The sequence below is a fragment of the Xanthobacter tagetidis genome (genome assembly GCF_003667445.1).
In the GTDB taxonomy this organism is placed as follows: domain Bacteria; phylum Pseudomonadota; class Alphaproteobacteria; order Rhizobiales; family Xanthobacteraceae; genus Xanthobacter; species Xanthobacter tagetidis.
In genome coordinates, this window is the sequence record NZ_RCTF01000001.1 from 441,112 (window position 1) to 455,128 (window position 14,017).

A 14,017-nucleotide genomic window follows, 5' to 3' on the forward strand; every position below is an offset into this window, starting at 1 on the left:
AAGCCGGTCCCATGCCCGCCGCCAAAGCTCCCGCCACGCTCACTTTGACCGGCGCCATCCAGGGCGCCCGCGAGACCATTCCGTTCATGCCCGGCCTCGCCGCCTTCGGCATGGCCTTCGGCGCCGCCGCGGCGCAGAAGGGCATGACGCTTGCGGAGGCCTGCCTGTCGTCGGGCCTGGTGTTCGCTGGCCTCGCCCAGATGGTGGCGCTGGAGGGCTGGACGCGGAACTGGACCTTCTCCGCGCTCATCGCCCTCGGCCTGCTCACCTTCACCATCAACCTGCGCCACGTGCTGATGGCGGCCGCCATGCGGCCATGGCTCGGCCAATTGCCGGCATGGCAGAGCTACGCCTCGCTGCTGCTGCTCGCCGACAACAACTGGGCGGCGGCCATGCGCTACCGCACCGAGGGGGGCTCGGACGTCGGCTATTTCGTCGGCGCCGGCTTCATCACCTGGGTGCTGTGGGTGGTGTCCACCGCGGCGGGGCACATCGTCGGCGGCGGCGTGCCGGACCCGAAGGCGATCGGCATCGACCTCGTGGTGCCGGCCTTCTTCGTCGCCATGCTGCTGCCCAACTGGCGCGGCCGGCGCGAGGCGGTGGGCTGGGGCACCGCGGCCGTGACCTCGCTCGCCGCGTCCTATCTGCTGCCCGGCTGGTGGTTCATCGCCATCGGCGCGGTGGCGGGTGCGTTCGCCGGAGGGTTCACCGATGACGAGCGTTGATCCCGGCACGCTCCTCGCCATCTGCGTCATGGCGGCCGCCACCATCTTCAACCGCACCGCCGGCTTCTTCCTGATGCGCCTCGTGCCGGTGACACCGCGCGTGCGCCGGGTGCTCGATGCGCTGCCGGGCGCGGTGCTGGTGGCGCTTCTGGTCCCGAACGCGGTGCGCGGCGACGCCGCCATGCTCTGCGGCCTCACCGCCGCATTGGTGGTGGCGAAACTCACCAAGAGCGATTTCCTGGCGGTGCTCGCCGCCATGGCCGTCGCTGCGGCGATCCGCGCCTTTCCCTGATTTCAGAACAGAAGCCGGCGCGCGGCGACGATCAGCACACAGCCGAGCGCCACGGCGAGGCCGAGATGGATCGCCCCGACGGGCGGCGCGGCACGGTCCAGCAGCACGTCGTCCGACAGAGCCGGATTGATGAACGCATCCACATAGTCCCCGGCCCGGAAGCGCCGTGCGAAGGCGGACCGGTCGGGCCAGATGCCGGCCGGCCAGTCGAGCAGCGTCAGGCGCGTGCTCTCATGCAGCTTGCCGCCCACCTGGTAGCGGTAGCGCAGCCCGCGGGCGAGCGAGCCGAAGGCGCGGGGCGGTCGGGGCGGACCGACGATGTGCGCCTTCACGGCCGGCCAGTCGGCGACGCGGCGCGCCTTGGCCCGCGCACCGGCCGCAACGGCGGCAAGGATCAGCCCGCCGAGAATGCCGAAGGACGCGAGATAGGCGATGACGCGCACGATGATTTCGAGCATGGCCGCTCCCGTCTCCCGCCGAGCGGGCACCCCGGTTCGGCGAGGCCATGCCAGCCGGCGTCAAAAGGTCGGCCGGGCGCGCCTGCCCTCAGAGGGGCTTGGCGCTGCCGGTCACGGCCGGAGCATTGGCGTTGGCCGCTCCGGGATGGGCCGGCGCCGACGCCGAGGTGGCGTCCGGGGTGGCCGCCGGCTCCGCGGGCTTCGGCTTGGGCTTCGGCCGGGCGGTGATGGCCTGCGCCATCGAGATCACCTCGGCATGCAGGCGCGGCGACTTCTCGATGTTGAAATGATCGATGCTGCCGGCGCCGTCGAGGTTGCGGTTGTCGAGCCGGCCCTTGAAGCCGGGGCCGGTGGCGAGGCGCTTTCCGTAGCCGTTGTTCGACTGGTAGTAGTTCACGAACCGCCCGCCCGAGGGGCCGATGCTGGTCACGCCGACCGGGTCGAAGGTGACGACGAGGCGCGGGGCGGCGCCGAGCGCGGTCAGGCGCTGCGCCATCTCGATGGCCGCGTCCGCACCCAGCGAATGGCCGACGATGATGATGGGCGCGTTGCGGTTGGCGCGGCTCTCGGCCGCCGCTTGGTCCGCAAGCTGCGGCCACACGCCGTATTCATGAACGGTTGCGGTGATGCCGCGCGCATTCAGCTTCTCGGCAAGGTCGTCCATGCCGAGCGAGAACACGTTGGCGAGCCCGCGCAGCAGGTAGACGTGGCCGGTCGTCTGCGCCGCGGCAGGCCCGGCCGCGAGGCCGGCCGACAGGAAAAGCGCGACGATCAGCGCGAAGGCAGAGCGCAGGGCTGACAGCATGAGTGACACCGCTCCAGATGGCGTCCGAGTTCTGCCGTCAATCGCGCGCCGGGGCAACAGCCGAGTGTTTGCCGGGCGCAACAATCCCCAGCGGCAGCCTGATTTTACGCCGGCGGCGTTGCACATCTGCATCAATCCGCATATCCCACACAACCTCCGGAAACAGGTATCCGGGTAATAACAAGCTTAACTTGTGGTTGTGTATTTTGAGTCCCCTTCTGCGGTCCCTCAAGTCAGGATGAGGAGAATTGAGTGGGTTACGCCTATTGGGAAGATTCCCTTGTAGAAGAACGCGCACCGGGACAAAGGCGGGGCCAGCCGCTGGCCAATTTGGGATTCCGTAACGACAAGGATGACGAGCGGCGCAAGCCGGTGAACGGGCGCGCCGAATCACCCCTCAAGCCGCCTGGCGGCATTCTCATCGTCGCGCTCTTGTCCGGCGTTTCCGGCGCAATCATGGGCCTGCTCTTTGGAGGCCATGTGACGATCGCAATCGCCGCCCTCGTGAGTCTGACGCTCGGATTGGCCTTGGGCCTTTGGAGCCCTCGGACAGGCGACTGACCGACATCGGGCTGGGCGCTCAGCCCACCAGCAGGATGTGCAGGCTCCTCGGCCCGTGGGCGCCGAGGAGCAGGGTCTGCTCGATATCCGCCGAGCGCGAGGGGCCGGTGATCCAGTTCACGGTGCGCGGCAGCACCCCCGGCCCGAACAGGACACGCACCCGGTCCCAGACGCTCTCGTAATCGGCGGCCACGTCGGCGGCATCGATCACCACCAGATGGTGGTCGGGCAGGAGGTTCAGCGTGCTGGGATTGTCGGGTCCCGAGAGCAGCACCAGCGTGCCCGATTCAGCGACCCCGGCATAAGCGTGGGAGAGGCCGACCAACTGGCGGCCGTCGGACGGGCCGATCCAGACGTCGAGGTTGGGCTCGCGCTGCCACGGCAGGTCCGCCAGCCGCGGATCGGCGCCGCGCAGGATGCTGGACGGCAGGTTGCGCGCCCTGAGATAGGCGGCGATGGCGGAGGGCACCTCGTCGCGCGTTGCGAGGCGGTCGAGGCTCGCATCGGCGGCGCGCGCCATGGTCTCGAACAATGCGATCCGCTCATCCGGCGGCAACTGGGCGCGCTCCGGCAGCACGCCGCGCGGATGGCGGGCGATGCGCTCCTCGACCTCGAAGCGGCGCGGCGCCTCCTGCGAGGTGACGCCGAGCGCCCGGCGGATGGAGGCCATGACGGTGTCGCGGGAGGAGGTCATGCGGCGTCTCCCCGCGCGGCTGCGGCCTCGGCGCGCGCCAGCGTCTCGCGCTCCTTGCGCTTGCGCCATTGCGCCTGGAAGGTGTCGCCCTCGGGCGCCGGGAAGTCGCGATACTTCGTCCAGCCGCCGGCGAGCGGAAGGCTGGAGAAGCGGCCCCTGGTCCGCCCCAGCAGCGCCAGCGCACCCATGGCAAGCCGCGTCGCCGGCCGGTAGAGCCAGCCGCGCCGGGCGAAGAAGCCCCAAACGCCGAGCCCGTAGCGCTGCGGCGCCGGGGTGAGGTGCCGCTCGAACTCCTTCTCGCGCCAGTGGCGCATGAGCTTCGGCAGCGGGATGCGCACCGGGCACACCTCCTCGCAGCGGCCGCAGAAGGTGGAGGCGTTGGGCAGGTTCGCGCCCTTCTCGATGCCGATCAGCGAGGGGGTGAGCACCGCGCCCATGGGGCCGGGATAGACCCAGCCGTAAGCGTGCCCGCCGATGGCGTGGTAGACCGGGCAATGGTTCATGCAGGCGCCGCAGCGGATGCAGCGGAGCATCTCGCGCAGCTGGCCGGCGAGCATGCCGGAGCGGCCGTTGTCGAGGATCACCACGTGGTACTCGCCGGGGCCGTCCGCATCGCCGGCGCGGCGCGGTCCGGTGGAGAAGGTGGTGTAGACGCTCATCTCCTGCCCGGTGGCCGAGCGCGCCAGCACGCGCAGAAGCTGGCTCACGTCCTCCAGGGTCGGCACCAGCTTCTCGATCGAGGCGAGCACCACATGGGCCTTCGGCAAAGTCTGGGTGAGGTCGCCGTTGCCCTCGTTGGTTACGATGATGGAGGTGCCGGTCTCCGCCACCAGGAAGTTCGCGCCCGTCACGCCCACGTCCGCCGCCAGGAAGCGCTGGCGCAGCTTGCCGCGCGCCTCGGCGAGCAGCGAGGTGGGCTCGGAGAGGTCGCGCTCGGGCGGCAGGTCCGCATGCACGCGGCGGAAGTCCGCCTCCACCTGGTCCTTGGTGAGGTGGATGGCGGGGGCGATGATGTGGGACGGCGCCTCGCCGCGAATCTGGATCAGATATTCGCCGAGGTCGGTCTCCACCGGCTCGATGCCGCGCGCGGCGAGGTGATCGTTGAGGCCGATCTCCTCTGAGATCATGGTCTTGCCCTTGGTCACCGTCTTCGCGCCGAGGCGCCTGCAGATGTCGGTGACGATGTCGCGCGCCTCGGCCGCGTCCACGGCGAAATGCACGTGGCCACCCATCTCCTTCACCTTGGCCTCGAAGCGCTCCATGTAGAGATCGAGATGGGCGAGGGTGTGGTTCTTGATGTCCCGCGCGCTGTCGCGCAGGGCCTCGAACTCCGGCATCTTGTCGGCCGCGCCGAGGCGCCGGGAGATGAAGCCCGGCCCGACTTTCGCGAGCGCGGTCTGCAGGTTCACGTCGTCCAGCGCGTGGGCGACGTTCTGCTTGAAGGCGGGCGAAGTGATCTCGACGCTCATGGGGTCACGCCTTCCCGGAAGGGGCCGGCTCGCCGATGGCCGGGCCGTCGCCCATGCCGGCGAGCACCTCGGCCACGTGGCGCGCGCGCACCGGGCTGCCCCGGCGCTGGAGCTTGCCGGCCATGTTCATGAGGCAGCCGAGGTCGCCCGCCAGCAGGGTTCCGGCGCCGGTCGCGTCGATATGGTCGGCCTTCTTGCCGACGATGGCGTCGGACACCTGCGGGTACTTCACGCAGAAGGTGCCGCCGAAGCCGCAGCAGGTGTCCGCCTCGCCCATCTCCACCAGCGAGAGGCCGTCCACCGTGGCGAGCAGCGCCCGCGGCTGGCGCTTCACACCAAGCTCGCGCAGGCCCGAGCAGCTGTCGTGATAGGTGACGGTGCCCTCATAGGCGGCCGCGACGCGGGCGACGCCGCGCACATCCACCAAGAACGAGACCAGCTCGAACACCTTGGCGCAGAAGCGGTCCACCCGGCCCATCCAGTCGGGATCGCCGACGAACAGCTCGGGGTAATGCGCCTTGATCATCCCGGCGCACGAGCCCGAGGGCGCCACCACATAATCATAGCCCTCGAACGCGACGATCACCTGCTCTGCAAGCGCGCGGGAGGTGGCGCGGTCGCCGGAATTGAACGCCGGCTGGCCGCAGCAGGTCTGGCGCGGCACGTCCACCTCGCAGCCGGCCTCCTCCAGCAGCTTGGCCGCGGCGAAGCCCACCGAGGGGCGCAGCGTGTCCACCAGGCAGGTGCAGAACAGGCCGACGCGGGGCGTCTTGCCTGCGTCCGTCTCGGTCGGGGAAGCTGGATGCATGGGGGACCTTAGGACCATTGAGCCGGGACCGGGGACGCGAGCGGCACCTGCGGCGCGGGGCCCCGCTCCTTAGAATGATCCTATAGCACCGGACCGCCGCCTGCGGAAAGCGAGCGGATGGGCGCAGCTCCCGCGCGTCACGGCGCGATCTCGATCACCGCGCCCGGCGCGAGGCGCTCCACGAGCCGGCGCAGATCGCCCCGCGTCAGCGCCACGCAGCCCTCGGTGGCGGAAAATCCCGGCCGCGCCGCGTGGATGAACACCGCCGAGCCGTGCCCCGCGACGCGCGGCCGGGTGTTGTGGTCGATCACCAGCACGAGGTCATAAAGCGCGTCGTCGCGCCACATGCGCTCATGGGAGGTCGCGACCGGCAGCGCGACCGGGCGGTTGTAGCGCCGGTCCGCGGGATCATCGCTCCAGCCGTCCCCGGGCCGGATGGCGGCGAGCGGCAGGCGCGTCTTCGGCCGCGCCATGCGGTCGGGCCGATAGAGCGCCCTCAGGATGCGGTAGCGGCCGACCGGGGTGCGGCCATCCCCTTCCCGCTTGCGCACGGCGGGGCCGGCGCGGCCGAGCGCCACGGGAATGGCGCGTCCGCCGGCGATCAACAGTCCGAAATGACGGGCGCCGGGCCGGCGGCGCACGAGGAGGCGTGAGATGCCCACAGGATGTTCACCCTTCATACCGCATCAATTTACCTATAAAGCTCGCCCCAAGCGCCGGGAAATTTGCATGCGCGCTCCGGCATGCTGTACTTGCGCGATTCGCGCGCCTCACAGGGCGCAGGAGGATTGACATGGCCAACGCCTGGAAAATCCTGGTGGTCGAGGACGACCCGGAGCTGCGCGACGCCCTCGTCGAGCAGTTGACGATCCAGGAGGAGTTCGAGCCGGTGCCGGCAGAGACCGCCCAGGCGGCCATCGAGACCGCCAAGAACGGCGCCATCGACATCGTCATCATGGACGTGGGCCTGCCTGACATGGACGGCCGCGAGGCGGTGCGGCACATGCGCCGCAACGGCTTCAAGGCGCCGATCCTGATGCTGACCGGCCACGACACCGACAGCGACACCATCATGGGCCTGGAGGCGGGGGCGAACGACTACATCGTCAAGCCGTTCCGCTTCGCGGTGCTGCTGGCGCGCCTGCGGGCGCAGATGCGCTCGCACGAGGCGAGCGAGGACGCGGTGTTCGCCATCGGCCCCTATTCCTTCCGGCCCGGCGCCAAGCTGCTGCTCACCGAGCGCGGCTCGAAGATCCGCCTGACCGAGAAGGAAACCGCGATCCTGCGCTACCTCTACCGCGCCGGGAAGACGCCGGTGCCGCGCGAGACGCTGCTGCAGGAGGTCTGGGGCTACAATTCCGGCGTCACCACCCACACGCTCGAAACCCACATCTACCGCCTGCGGCAGAAGATCGAGCCCGATCCCTCCAATCCCACGCTTCTTGCCACCCAGGCCGGGGGATACAAGCTCGTTCCCTGAGCAGAAGGCCGCCCCGATGCCCGCCCGCCGAAAGAACCGCCCTTGAGCCTGGAGACGGACATCGCCCTGCTCCGGCAGGTGCCCACGTTCGACATCCTGAACGGGGAGGCGCTGCGCATCCTCGCCATCAGCTCCGAGCAGAAGGTGCTCGCCGAGGGCGACGTGCTGTTCAAGGCCGGGGACGACGCCGACTGCGCCTATGTGCTGGCCTCCGGGCTGCTCCACTTCATCCGCGAGAAGGAGGGCGTGGAGCCGGAGCTTCTGCACGCCCTGGAGCCGGTGGCGCTGATCGGCGAGACCTCGCTCATCCTTGCCAACAAGCGGCCCGCGACGGCGGTGGCGGCAGCGCCGTGCGTGCTCATGCGCCTGTCGCGCTCCACCTTCGTGCGCACGCTGGAAGGCTTCCCGGACGTGGCGCAGCGCATGCGCAAGATGTTCGCGGCGCGCCTCGAGGCGACCCTCGGCGCGCTCGGCACCGTCGCCGCGCGGCTGGAGAGCGAGGGCCTCGGTCCGCGCCGCCGCTGAGGCCGTCCGGCTTCAGGCGTTCCAGAACGCCTTCATCTCGTCGCCGTCGGCGAGACCGCGCTCATGGCCGTTCTTCAGGCACGGCTCGATCCATTTCGGATCCATCAGGCTGTCCACGAACGTGACGCCGGGCAGAAGGCCCACCACCTTCAGCACCGTCTTCGTGCCCTGGCTCTCCAGGGTGGCGACCTCCGCGTCGAGCGTGTTGGGCAGGCCTGAGGTGCGCAGGCCCACCTTTACCGCATCGGCGCCGCCGTCGGAGAGCGAGATGACGAGCGCCCGCGCGACGCCGGCGACCACGTCCGCATGGGTGCTGGTCTGGCAGATGCCGCCATCCATGCACAGGCGGTTCTTCAGCCAGATCGGACCCATCGAGCCGGGAAGCGAAGAGCTGGCGGCGCAGGCGACGTTGATCGGGATGCCGTCCGCGGCCGACACCACGAGGCGCTCGCCGGTGTAGCAATCGTTGGCGGTGGTGTGGAGCTTGGGCGACGGCCAGTCCGCTTCGCCGATCAGGTGCCGCACCGTGGTCGGATACTGGCCGCCGCCAGCCGGATTGCGCGCGGCCATCGCGGTACGACCGATCGCCTGGATGGTGGCCGGATCGGCCTGCGTCGCGCCGTTCGCGGCGGCGCGGGCGCGCAGCTGGCTGGGATTGGGCGCCTGGGTCGGGATCAGGTCCGCGAACAGCCCCGGAAACCGGCCGAGGAAGCTCAATTCCGCCGAAAGCCGCCAGAGGTGGCCGCCCATCAGCGCGGCGCCCATCACCGAACCGGCGGACGTGCCGACCACGATGTCGGCGGTGGCGAGATCGACGCCCTTGGTCTTCAGGCCGTGGAAATAGCCGGCCATCCATGACGCGAGATAGGCCCCGCCGCCGCCGAGCACCAGGCCGCGCTCTTTGCCGGCGCCGAGGCGCGGCTCATAGGGGATGGGATGGGCAAGGCCGTCGTCCCAGGCGCCGGCCGGCACCGCGGGGGCGGGCGCCGCACCGCCCGGAGCCCCCTGCGCTCGCGCCTCGCCGGCCACGAGCGCGGCCGCGCCCAACGCCAATATGTCTCGCCGCCGCATCATCCCGGCCTCCCTTGAATACTCCCTCGGCAGGATACAGCCCTTGCCGCCGAAGGCGAGCGCGAACCGCCCCCCATTGAACGGACGCAACTCGGAAACGGTCAAGGAATCAATTGGATACCGCATCACCCGAAGGTGAGGGCCACCGGCACGTGGTCGGAGGGCTTCTGCCAGGAGCGGGCTTCCTTCAGCACCGTCATGGCGCGGGCACGGGGCGCCAGCGAGCGGCTCGCCCAGACGTGATCCAGGCGGCGGCCGCGGTCGTTCACGGTCGGGTCGGGCGAGCGGTAGCTCCACCAGGTGAACAGCTTCTCGGCCGGCGGCACCATGTCCCGCATCACGTCCACCCAGGGGCCGGACGCCTGGAAGGCGCCGAGCTTCTCGACCTCCACCGGGGTATGGCTGACCACGGTGAGGAGCTGGCGGTGGCTCCAGACGTCGGTCTCCAGCGGCGCGATGTTGAGGTCGCCCACCACCACCGCATGGCGGTCGGGATCCGCCGCGTCGGCGCGCAGGGTCGGCCACGCCGTCACCTCGTCGAGGAACGAGAGCTTGTGGGCGAACTTGGGGTTCAGCTCCGGGTCCGGCACGTCGCCGCCGGCGGGGACGTAGAAGTTATGCACCGTCACCGGCTTGCCGAGCCCGGCCTCGGGGCCGAGCGTGACGCTCACATGGCGCGCATCGCCCTTGCCGCAGAACTCGCCGCGGCCGATGTCCACGAAGGGATGGCGCGAGAACGTCGCAACCCCGTGCCAGCCCTTCTGCCCGTTGAGCGCGATGTGCTCGAAGCCCATGTCGCGGATGGCGTTGAGCGGGAACTTGTCGTCCTGGCACTTGGTCTCCTGCAGGCACAGCACGTCCGGCTTCAGCCGCTCCACCACCTCGCGCACGATGGGCAGGCGGATGCGCACCGAATTGATGTTCCAGGTGCAGACGGTGAGGGACAAGGCGGAGCGCTGTTCCGGTATCGGGAGGAGGGTCCCAAGCCTTAGCCGCCTCGCCGGCAAGGTGCAAGGCGGCAGCTTCGATCCCGCCGGGGGCGATGGCCGGCGCCGCTCAAGCCGGCAGAGCGGCGCCGAGGCCCACCGCGATCTGGGCCGTCATGGCGGCGATGATCGCGCCATAGTCGCCGGCGCCGAAAATGGCACTGCCGGCGACGAAGGTGTCCGCCCCCGCGGCGGCGATGGCGGCGATGTTGTCCACTTTCACCCCGCCATCCACCTCCAGGCGGACGTCGCGGCCCGACGCGTCGATCAGAGCCCGGATGCGGGTGAGCTTGCCGAGCGCGCCGGGAATGAAGGCCTGCCCGCCGAAGCCGGGATTGACCGCCATGACCAGCACCAGATCCAGCTGGTCCAGCGTGTGGTCCAGGACCGAGAGCGGCGTCGCCGGATTGAGCACGAGGCCCGCCTTCACGCCGCGGGAGCGGATGAGCTGGAGCGAGCGGTCCACGTGCTCGGACGCTTCCGGATGGAACGAGATGAGGTCGGCGCCCGCGTCCGCGAACGCCTCGATCATGGCGTCCACCGGCTTCACCATCAGATGCACGTCGATGGGCGCCGCCGTGAGCGGCCGCAGCGATTTGAGCACCAGCGGGCCGATGGTGAGGTTGGGCACATAGTGGTTGTCCATCACGTCGAAATGGATCCACTGCGCCCCCGCCGCCAGCACGGCGTCCACCTCCGCGCCGAGCCGGGCGAAGTTGGCCGAGAGGATCGAGGGGGCAATGACGGGCGGCTGGCGGGCCATCAGTGCACCACCTGGCTGAGCCATCCGGAGGCGTAGCGCTTCGCCATGTCGTCGAGATCGATGGGCCGGATCTTCTCCGCCTGCCCCGCCGCGCCGAACGCCTCGAAGCGGGCGATGCAGACCTTGCGCGCCTCATCCATGGCGGCAGCGAGGAACTTGCGCGGGTCGAACTCGGACGGGCTGTTCGCCGCCACCCGGCGCAGGCCGGCGGTCATGGCGAGGCGGATGTCGGTGTCGATGTTCACCTTGCGCACGCCGTGGCGGATGCCCTCCTGGATCTCCTCCACCGGCACACCGTAGGTTTCCCGGATGTCGCCGCCATACGCGCGGATGTCCTCCAGCAGGTCCTGCGGCACGGACGACGAGCCGTGCATCACCAGGTGGGTGGTCGGAATGCGCTGGTGGATCGCCTTGACGCGGTCGATGGCGAGGATGTCGCCGGTGGGCCTGCGGGTGAACTTGTAGGCGCCGTGCGAGGTGCCGATGGCGATGGCGAGCGCGTCGCACTGGGTCGCCTTGACGAACGCGGCCGCCTCGTCCGGATCGGTCAGCAGCTTGTCGCGGGAGAGCGCGCCCTCGGCGCCGTGGCCGTCCTCGGCCTCGCCGTGGCCGGTCTCCAGCGAGCCGAGGCAGCCGAGCTCGCCCTCGACCGAGACGCCCACGGCGTGCGCCAGCTCGGCGACGCGGGCGGTCACCTCGACATTGTAGGCATAGTCCGCCGGGGTCTTGCCGTCCTCCTTCAGCGAGCCGTCCATCATCACCGAGGAGAAGCCGGACCGGATGGCGCCGATGCACACGGCGGGGGAGGCGCCGTGGTCCTGGTGCATCACCACCGGGATCTCGGGATAGGCCTCCACCGCGGCGGTGACGAGGTGGCGCAGGAACGGCTCGCCGGCATATTTGCGCGCCCCCGCCGAGCCCTGGAGGATCACCGGCGCGGAGGTGGCGCGGGCCGCCTCCATGATCGCCTTGATCTGCTCCATGTTGTTCACGTTGAAGGCCGGCAGGCCGTAGCCATGTTCCGCCGCGTGGTCGAGCAGCTGGCGCAGGGAAACGAGGGGCATTGTCCTCTCCTTCTGGGTTCGATCGTTACCGTTGCTGTTCCCCGGACCAGCGACAGCGCAGCTGGAGCGCCGATCCGGGGTCCAGGAGAAAAGTCGGCGCAGCCGGCCGCGTGCCGGAACGCTGCGGATCAAGCCGACTTCGGCGCATTCCTGCGCTGGGTCCCGGCTCTCCTTCCACGGCGCTTTCGCTTCGTTCCAGTCGGCCGGGACTCGTCATCTCACCCGAGCGCGCGTTTCACCGCCTCGACGACCGCCGCGGGTGTGAGGCCGAACAGCGGCCACAGGTCCTTCTCCGGCGCGCTCTCGCCGAAGCGATCGATGCCGAGGGCGATGAGGCCGCCGCCGCGCATGCCGGCGAGGCCGCGCCAGCCACGCGTCACGCCCGCCTCCACCGTCACCACCGGCATGCCGCGCGGAAACAGCGCGGCGCGCGCGGTCTCGGGCAGCGCCTCGAAGCGCTCGCGGCAGGGCATGGAGACGATGCGGGTGGCGATGCCTTTCACCTCCAGCTCTTCGGCGGCGGCGACCGCGAGGCCCACTTCCGAGCCGGTGGCGACCAGGATTGCGCGCACGCAGCCCTCGCTCTCACGCAGCAGGTAGGCCCCGGCGGCGATGGCGTCCGCCTGCTCCGCGGTGCGCGGCTGGCCGGGCAGGTTCTGGCGCGACAGGATGAGGGCGGACGGCCCATCCCTGCGTGCCAGCGCCGCGCGCCAGGCCTCCAGCGTTTCCACCGCGTCGCAGGGGCGCCAGACGTCGAGATTGGGGATGAGGCGCAGGCTCTCCACATGCTCCACCGGCTGGTGGGTCGGCCCGTCCTCGCCGAGGCCTATGGAATCGTGGGTGAGCACGTAGATCACCCGCTGGCCCATGAGCGCGCTCATGCGGATGGCGTTGCGCGCATAGTCGGAGAACACCAGGAAGGTGGCGACGAAGGGGATGAAGCCGCCATGCAGCGCCACCCCGTTGGCGATCGCCGCCATGGCGAACTCGCGCACGCCGTAGAGCACCTGGTTGCCCGCCGGATCGCGCGTCACCGGGCGCGCGCCCGGATAGGTGGTGAGGTTGGAGTGGGCGAGGTCGGCCGAGCCGCCGAGCAGCTCCGGCACGATCGGCGCGAGCGCGGCGAGCGCCTGCTGGCTCGCCTTGCGGGAAGCGACCGTCTCCCGCTTGTCCATGGCGGCGTCGCGCGCCGCCGCGAACACGCTGGCGAAGCCTTCCGCGAGGTCGCCCGAAAGCCGGCGCCGGAACTCCGCCGCCTCGGACGGATAGGCGCGCTCGTAGGCGGCCACGCGCGCCTCCCAGGCCTGCTGCCGGGCGGCGCCGGCTTTGCGGGCGTCCCATTGGGCGTAGATTTCGGGGGGGAAATGGAACGGCGCATGGTCCCACCCCATGGCGGCGCGGGCGCGGGCGATCTCCTCCGGCCCGAGCGGCGCGCCATGGGTGTCCTGGTGGCCCTCTTTGGTCGGCGCACCGCGGCCGATGGTGGTGCGGCAGCAGATGAGGCTGGGGTGTTCCGTATCGGCGAGTGCGGCGGTGATGGCGGCGTCGAGCGCGGCCGGATCGTGCCCGTCCACGCGCATCACCTGCCAGCCATAGGCCACAAAGCGCGCCGGCGTGTCGTCGGCGAACCACTCCTCGACCTTGCCGTCGATGGAGATGCCGTTGTCGTCCCAGAAGGCGACGAGCTTGCCGAGGCCGAGCCGGCCGGCGAGCGAGCATGCCTCGTGGCTGACGCCCTCCATGAGGCAGCCGTCGCCGAGGAACACGAAGGTGCGGTGATCGACGATGGCGAGCCCCGGCCGGTTGAACTGCGCGCCGAGCGTCCTCTCGGCCAGCGCCAGGCCCACCGCATTGGCGAGCCCCTGCCCGAGCGGCCCGGTGGTGGTCTCCACACCCGGCGTCAGGCCATGTTCCGGGTGGCCGGGGGTGCGCGCATGGAGCTGGCGGAAGCGCTTCAGCTCGTCCATGGGCAGGTCGTAGCCGGTGAGGTGCAGGAGCGCGTAGAGCAGCATGGAGCCGTGGCCGTTCGAGAGCACGAAGCGGTCGCGGTCGGGCCATGCCGGGTCGGCGGGATTGTGCCGCAGGTGGGAGCGCCACAGCACGGCGGCGATCTCCGCCATGCCGAGCGGCGCGCCGGGATGCCCGGAGCGCGCCTGCTCCACCGCATCCATGGCGAGCGCGCGCAGCGCGGCGGTGACGGGCCAGCCGAGCGCACCCGGCGTGCGGTCAACCGCGGGGAGCGGGGCGGCGAGGGCCTCGGCGGTGGCGCTCATCGGGGTCATGGCGGTCCTCCCGGGAATGATGTTGTTTCGGGGC

At 70.5% G+C, this 14,017-nt stretch carries 16 protein-coding genes; 5 read left to right on the top strand and 11 right to left on the bottom strand.

Going from position 1 to position 14,017, the window contains the following annotated elements:
• Nucleotides 1–11: 11 nt before the first annotated feature.
• The gene (locus D9R14_RS02065; RefSeq protein ID WP_121621614.1) at nucleotides 12–725 is read left to right on the top strand and encodes an AzlC family ABC transporter permease; all 714 of its coding nucleotides are present in this window, start codon (nucleotides 12–14) and stop codon (nucleotides 723–725) included.
• Nucleotides 712–1,017 (top strand): AzlD family protein, encoded by a 306-nt coding sequence (locus D9R14_RS02070; protein WP_121621615.1) that lies wholly within the window; start codon nucleotides 712–714, stop codon nucleotides 1,015–1,017. The genes D9R14_RS02065 and D9R14_RS02070 overlap by 14 nt, the downstream gene beginning before the upstream one ends.
• Before the next feature lie 2 nt (nucleotides 1,018–1,019).
• Here the strand turns inward: D9R14_RS02070 and D9R14_RS02075 are convergent, their stop codons facing one another.
• Nucleotides 1,020–1,475, bottom strand: coding sequence for a DUF3592 domain-containing protein (locus D9R14_RS02075; protein WP_121621616.1), 456 nt, complete (start codon nucleotides 1,473–1,475; stop codon nucleotides 1,020–1,022).
• Between the two features lie 88 nt (nucleotides 1,476–1,563).
• The gene (locus tag D9R14_RS02080) at nucleotides 1,564–2,280 is read right to left on the bottom strand and encodes a thioesterase domain-containing protein (RefSeq protein ID WP_170168447.1); all 717 of its coding nucleotides are present in this window, start codon (nucleotides 2,278–2,280) and stop codon (nucleotides 1,564–1,566) included.
• Between the two features lie 252 nt (nucleotides 2,281–2,532).
• Here D9R14_RS02080 and D9R14_RS22785 point away from each other — a divergent pair, with 252 nt between their 5' ends.
• Nucleotides 2,533–2,841, top strand: coding sequence for a hypothetical protein (locus D9R14_RS22785; protein WP_147452925.1), 309 nt, complete (start codon nucleotides 2,533–2,535; stop codon nucleotides 2,839–2,841).
• Between the two features lie 19 nt (nucleotides 2,842–2,860).
• Here the strand turns inward: D9R14_RS22785 and D9R14_RS02085 are convergent, their stop codons facing one another.
• From D9R14_RS02085 to D9R14_RS02100, 4 genes are all read right to left on the bottom strand, one after another.
• Entirely contained in the window at nucleotides 2,861–3,535 is a 675-nt protein-coding gene (locus D9R14_RS02085; RefSeq protein WP_121621618.1) for a LutC/YkgG family protein, read from the bottom strand.
• Nucleotides 3,532–5,004 carry a lactate utilization protein B gene (locus D9R14_RS02090; protein ID WP_121621619.1) on the bottom strand — a complete coding sequence of 491 codons (1,473 nt, stop codon included), beginning with the start codon at nucleotides 5,002–5,004 and terminating at the stop codon, nucleotides 3,532–3,534. The genes D9R14_RS02085 and D9R14_RS02090 overlap by 4 nt, the downstream gene beginning before the upstream one ends.
• A gap of 4 nt (nucleotides 5,005–5,008) precedes the next feature.
• Nucleotides 5,009–5,812: a (Fe-S)-binding protein gene (locus D9R14_RS02095; protein ID WP_121621620.1), complete on the bottom strand. Its 804-nt coding sequence runs from the start codon at nucleotides 5,810–5,812 to the stop codon at nucleotides 5,009–5,011.
• A 137-nt stretch (nucleotides 5,813–5,949) separates the two neighbouring features.
• A complete protein-coding gene (locus tag D9R14_RS02100) occupies nucleotides 5,950–6,492 on the bottom strand; it encodes a L,D-transpeptidase family protein (protein WP_121621621.1) in 543 nt (180 codons plus the stop codon).
• Nucleotides 6,493–6,605: 113 nt separating this feature from the next.
• Here D9R14_RS02100 and D9R14_RS02105 point away from each other — a divergent pair, with 113 nt between their 5' ends.
• Together D9R14_RS02105 and D9R14_RS02110 are read left to right on the top strand one after the other, a co-directional pair.
• Nucleotides 6,606–7,292, top strand: a complete 687-nt coding sequence (locus D9R14_RS02105) for a response regulator transcription factor (protein WP_121621622.1) — start codon at nucleotides 6,606–6,608, stop codon at nucleotides 7,290–7,292.
• Nucleotides 7,293–7,334: 42 nt separating this feature from the next.
• Nucleotides 7,335–7,817: a cyclic nucleotide-binding domain-containing protein gene (locus D9R14_RS02110; protein WP_121621623.1), complete on the top strand. Its 483-nt coding sequence runs from the start codon at nucleotides 7,335–7,337 to the stop codon at nucleotides 7,815–7,817.
• 12 nt (nucleotides 7,818–7,829) lie between these two features.
• Here the strand turns inward: D9R14_RS02110 and D9R14_RS02115 are convergent, their stop codons facing one another.
• From D9R14_RS02115 to tkt, 5 genes are all read right to left on the bottom strand, one after another.
• Entirely contained in the window at nucleotides 7,830–8,891 is a 1,062-nt protein-coding gene (locus tag D9R14_RS02115; RefSeq protein ID WP_170168448.1) for a patatin-like phospholipase family protein, read from the bottom strand.
• A gap of 122 nt (nucleotides 8,892–9,013) precedes the next feature.
• Nucleotides 9,014–9,835, bottom strand: coding sequence for an exodeoxyribonuclease III (locus D9R14_RS02120; protein ID WP_121621625.1), 822 nt, complete (start codon nucleotides 9,833–9,835; stop codon nucleotides 9,014–9,016).
• A gap of 109 nt (nucleotides 9,836–9,944) precedes the next feature.
• The gene (gene rpe, locus D9R14_RS02125; RefSeq protein WP_121621626.1) at nucleotides 9,945–10,637 is read right to left on the bottom strand and encodes a ribulose-phosphate 3-epimerase; all 693 of its coding nucleotides are present in this window, start codon (nucleotides 10,635–10,637) and stop codon (nucleotides 9,945–9,947) included.
• A complete protein-coding gene (fba, locus tag D9R14_RS02130) occupies nucleotides 10,637–11,701 on the bottom strand; it encodes a class II fructose-bisphosphate aldolase (RefSeq protein WP_121621627.1) in 1,065 nt (354 codons plus the stop codon). The genes rpe and fba overlap by 1 nt, the downstream gene beginning before the upstream one ends.
• A gap of 218 nt (nucleotides 11,702–11,919) precedes the next feature.
• Entirely contained in the window at nucleotides 11,920–13,974 is a 2,055-nt protein-coding gene (gene tkt, locus D9R14_RS02135; RefSeq protein ID WP_170168462.1) for a transketolase, read from the bottom strand.
• Nucleotides 13,975–14,017: the final 43 nt, after the last annotated feature.

What these genes read in the sequence shown, in the direction of transcription:
- D9R14_RS02065 (WP_121621614.1), top strand. Translation starts at nt 12, where the DNA reads ATGCCCGCCGCCAAAGCTCCCGCCACGCTCACTTTGACCGGCGCCATC.
- D9R14_RS02070 (WP_121621615.1), top strand. Translation starts at nt 712, where the DNA reads ATGACGAGCGTTGATCCCGGCACGCTCCTCGCCATCTGCGTCATGGCG.
- D9R14_RS02075 (WP_121621616.1), bottom strand. Translation starts at nt 1,475, where the DNA reads ATGCTCGAAATCATCGTGCGCGTCATCGCCTATCTCGCGTCCTTCGGC.
- D9R14_RS02080 (WP_170168447.1), bottom strand. Translation starts at nt 2,280, where the DNA reads ATGCTGTCAGCCCTGCGCTCTGCCTTCGCGCTGATCGTCGCGCTTTTC.
- D9R14_RS02085 (WP_121621618.1), bottom strand. Translation starts at nt 3,535, where the DNA reads ATGACCTCCTCCCGCGACACCGTCATGGCCTCCATCCGCCGGGCGCTC.
- D9R14_RS02090 (WP_121621619.1), bottom strand. Translation starts at nt 5,004, where the DNA reads ATGAGCGTCGAGATCACTTCGCCCGCCTTCAAGCAGAACGTCGCCCAC.
- D9R14_RS02095 (WP_121621620.1), bottom strand. Translation starts at nt 5,812, where the DNA reads ATGCATCCAGCTTCCCCGACCGAGACGGACGCAGGCAAGACGCCCCGC.
- D9R14_RS02100 (WP_121621621.1), bottom strand. Translation starts at nt 6,492, where the DNA reads ATGAAGGGTGAACATCCTGTGGGCATCTCACGCCTCCTCGTGCGCCGC.
- D9R14_RS02105 (WP_121621622.1), top strand. Translation starts at nt 6,606, where the DNA reads ATGGCCAACGCCTGGAAAATCCTGGTGGTCGAGGACGACCCGGAGCTG.
- D9R14_RS02115 (WP_170168448.1), bottom strand. Translation starts at nt 8,891, where the DNA reads ATGATGCGGCGGCGAGACATATTGGCGTTGGGCGCGGCCGCGCTCGTG.
- rpe (WP_121621626.1), bottom strand. Translation starts at nt 10,637, where the DNA reads ATGGCCCGCCAGCCGCCCGTCATTGCCCCCTCGATCCTCTCGGCCAAC.
- fba (WP_121621627.1), bottom strand. Translation starts at nt 11,701, where the DNA reads ATGCCCCTCGTTTCCCTGCGCCAGCTGCTCGACCACGCGGCGGAACAT.
- tkt (WP_170168462.1), bottom strand. Translation starts at nt 13,974, where the DNA reads ATGAGCGCCACCGCCGAGGCCCTCGCCGCCCCGCTCCCCGCGGTTGAC.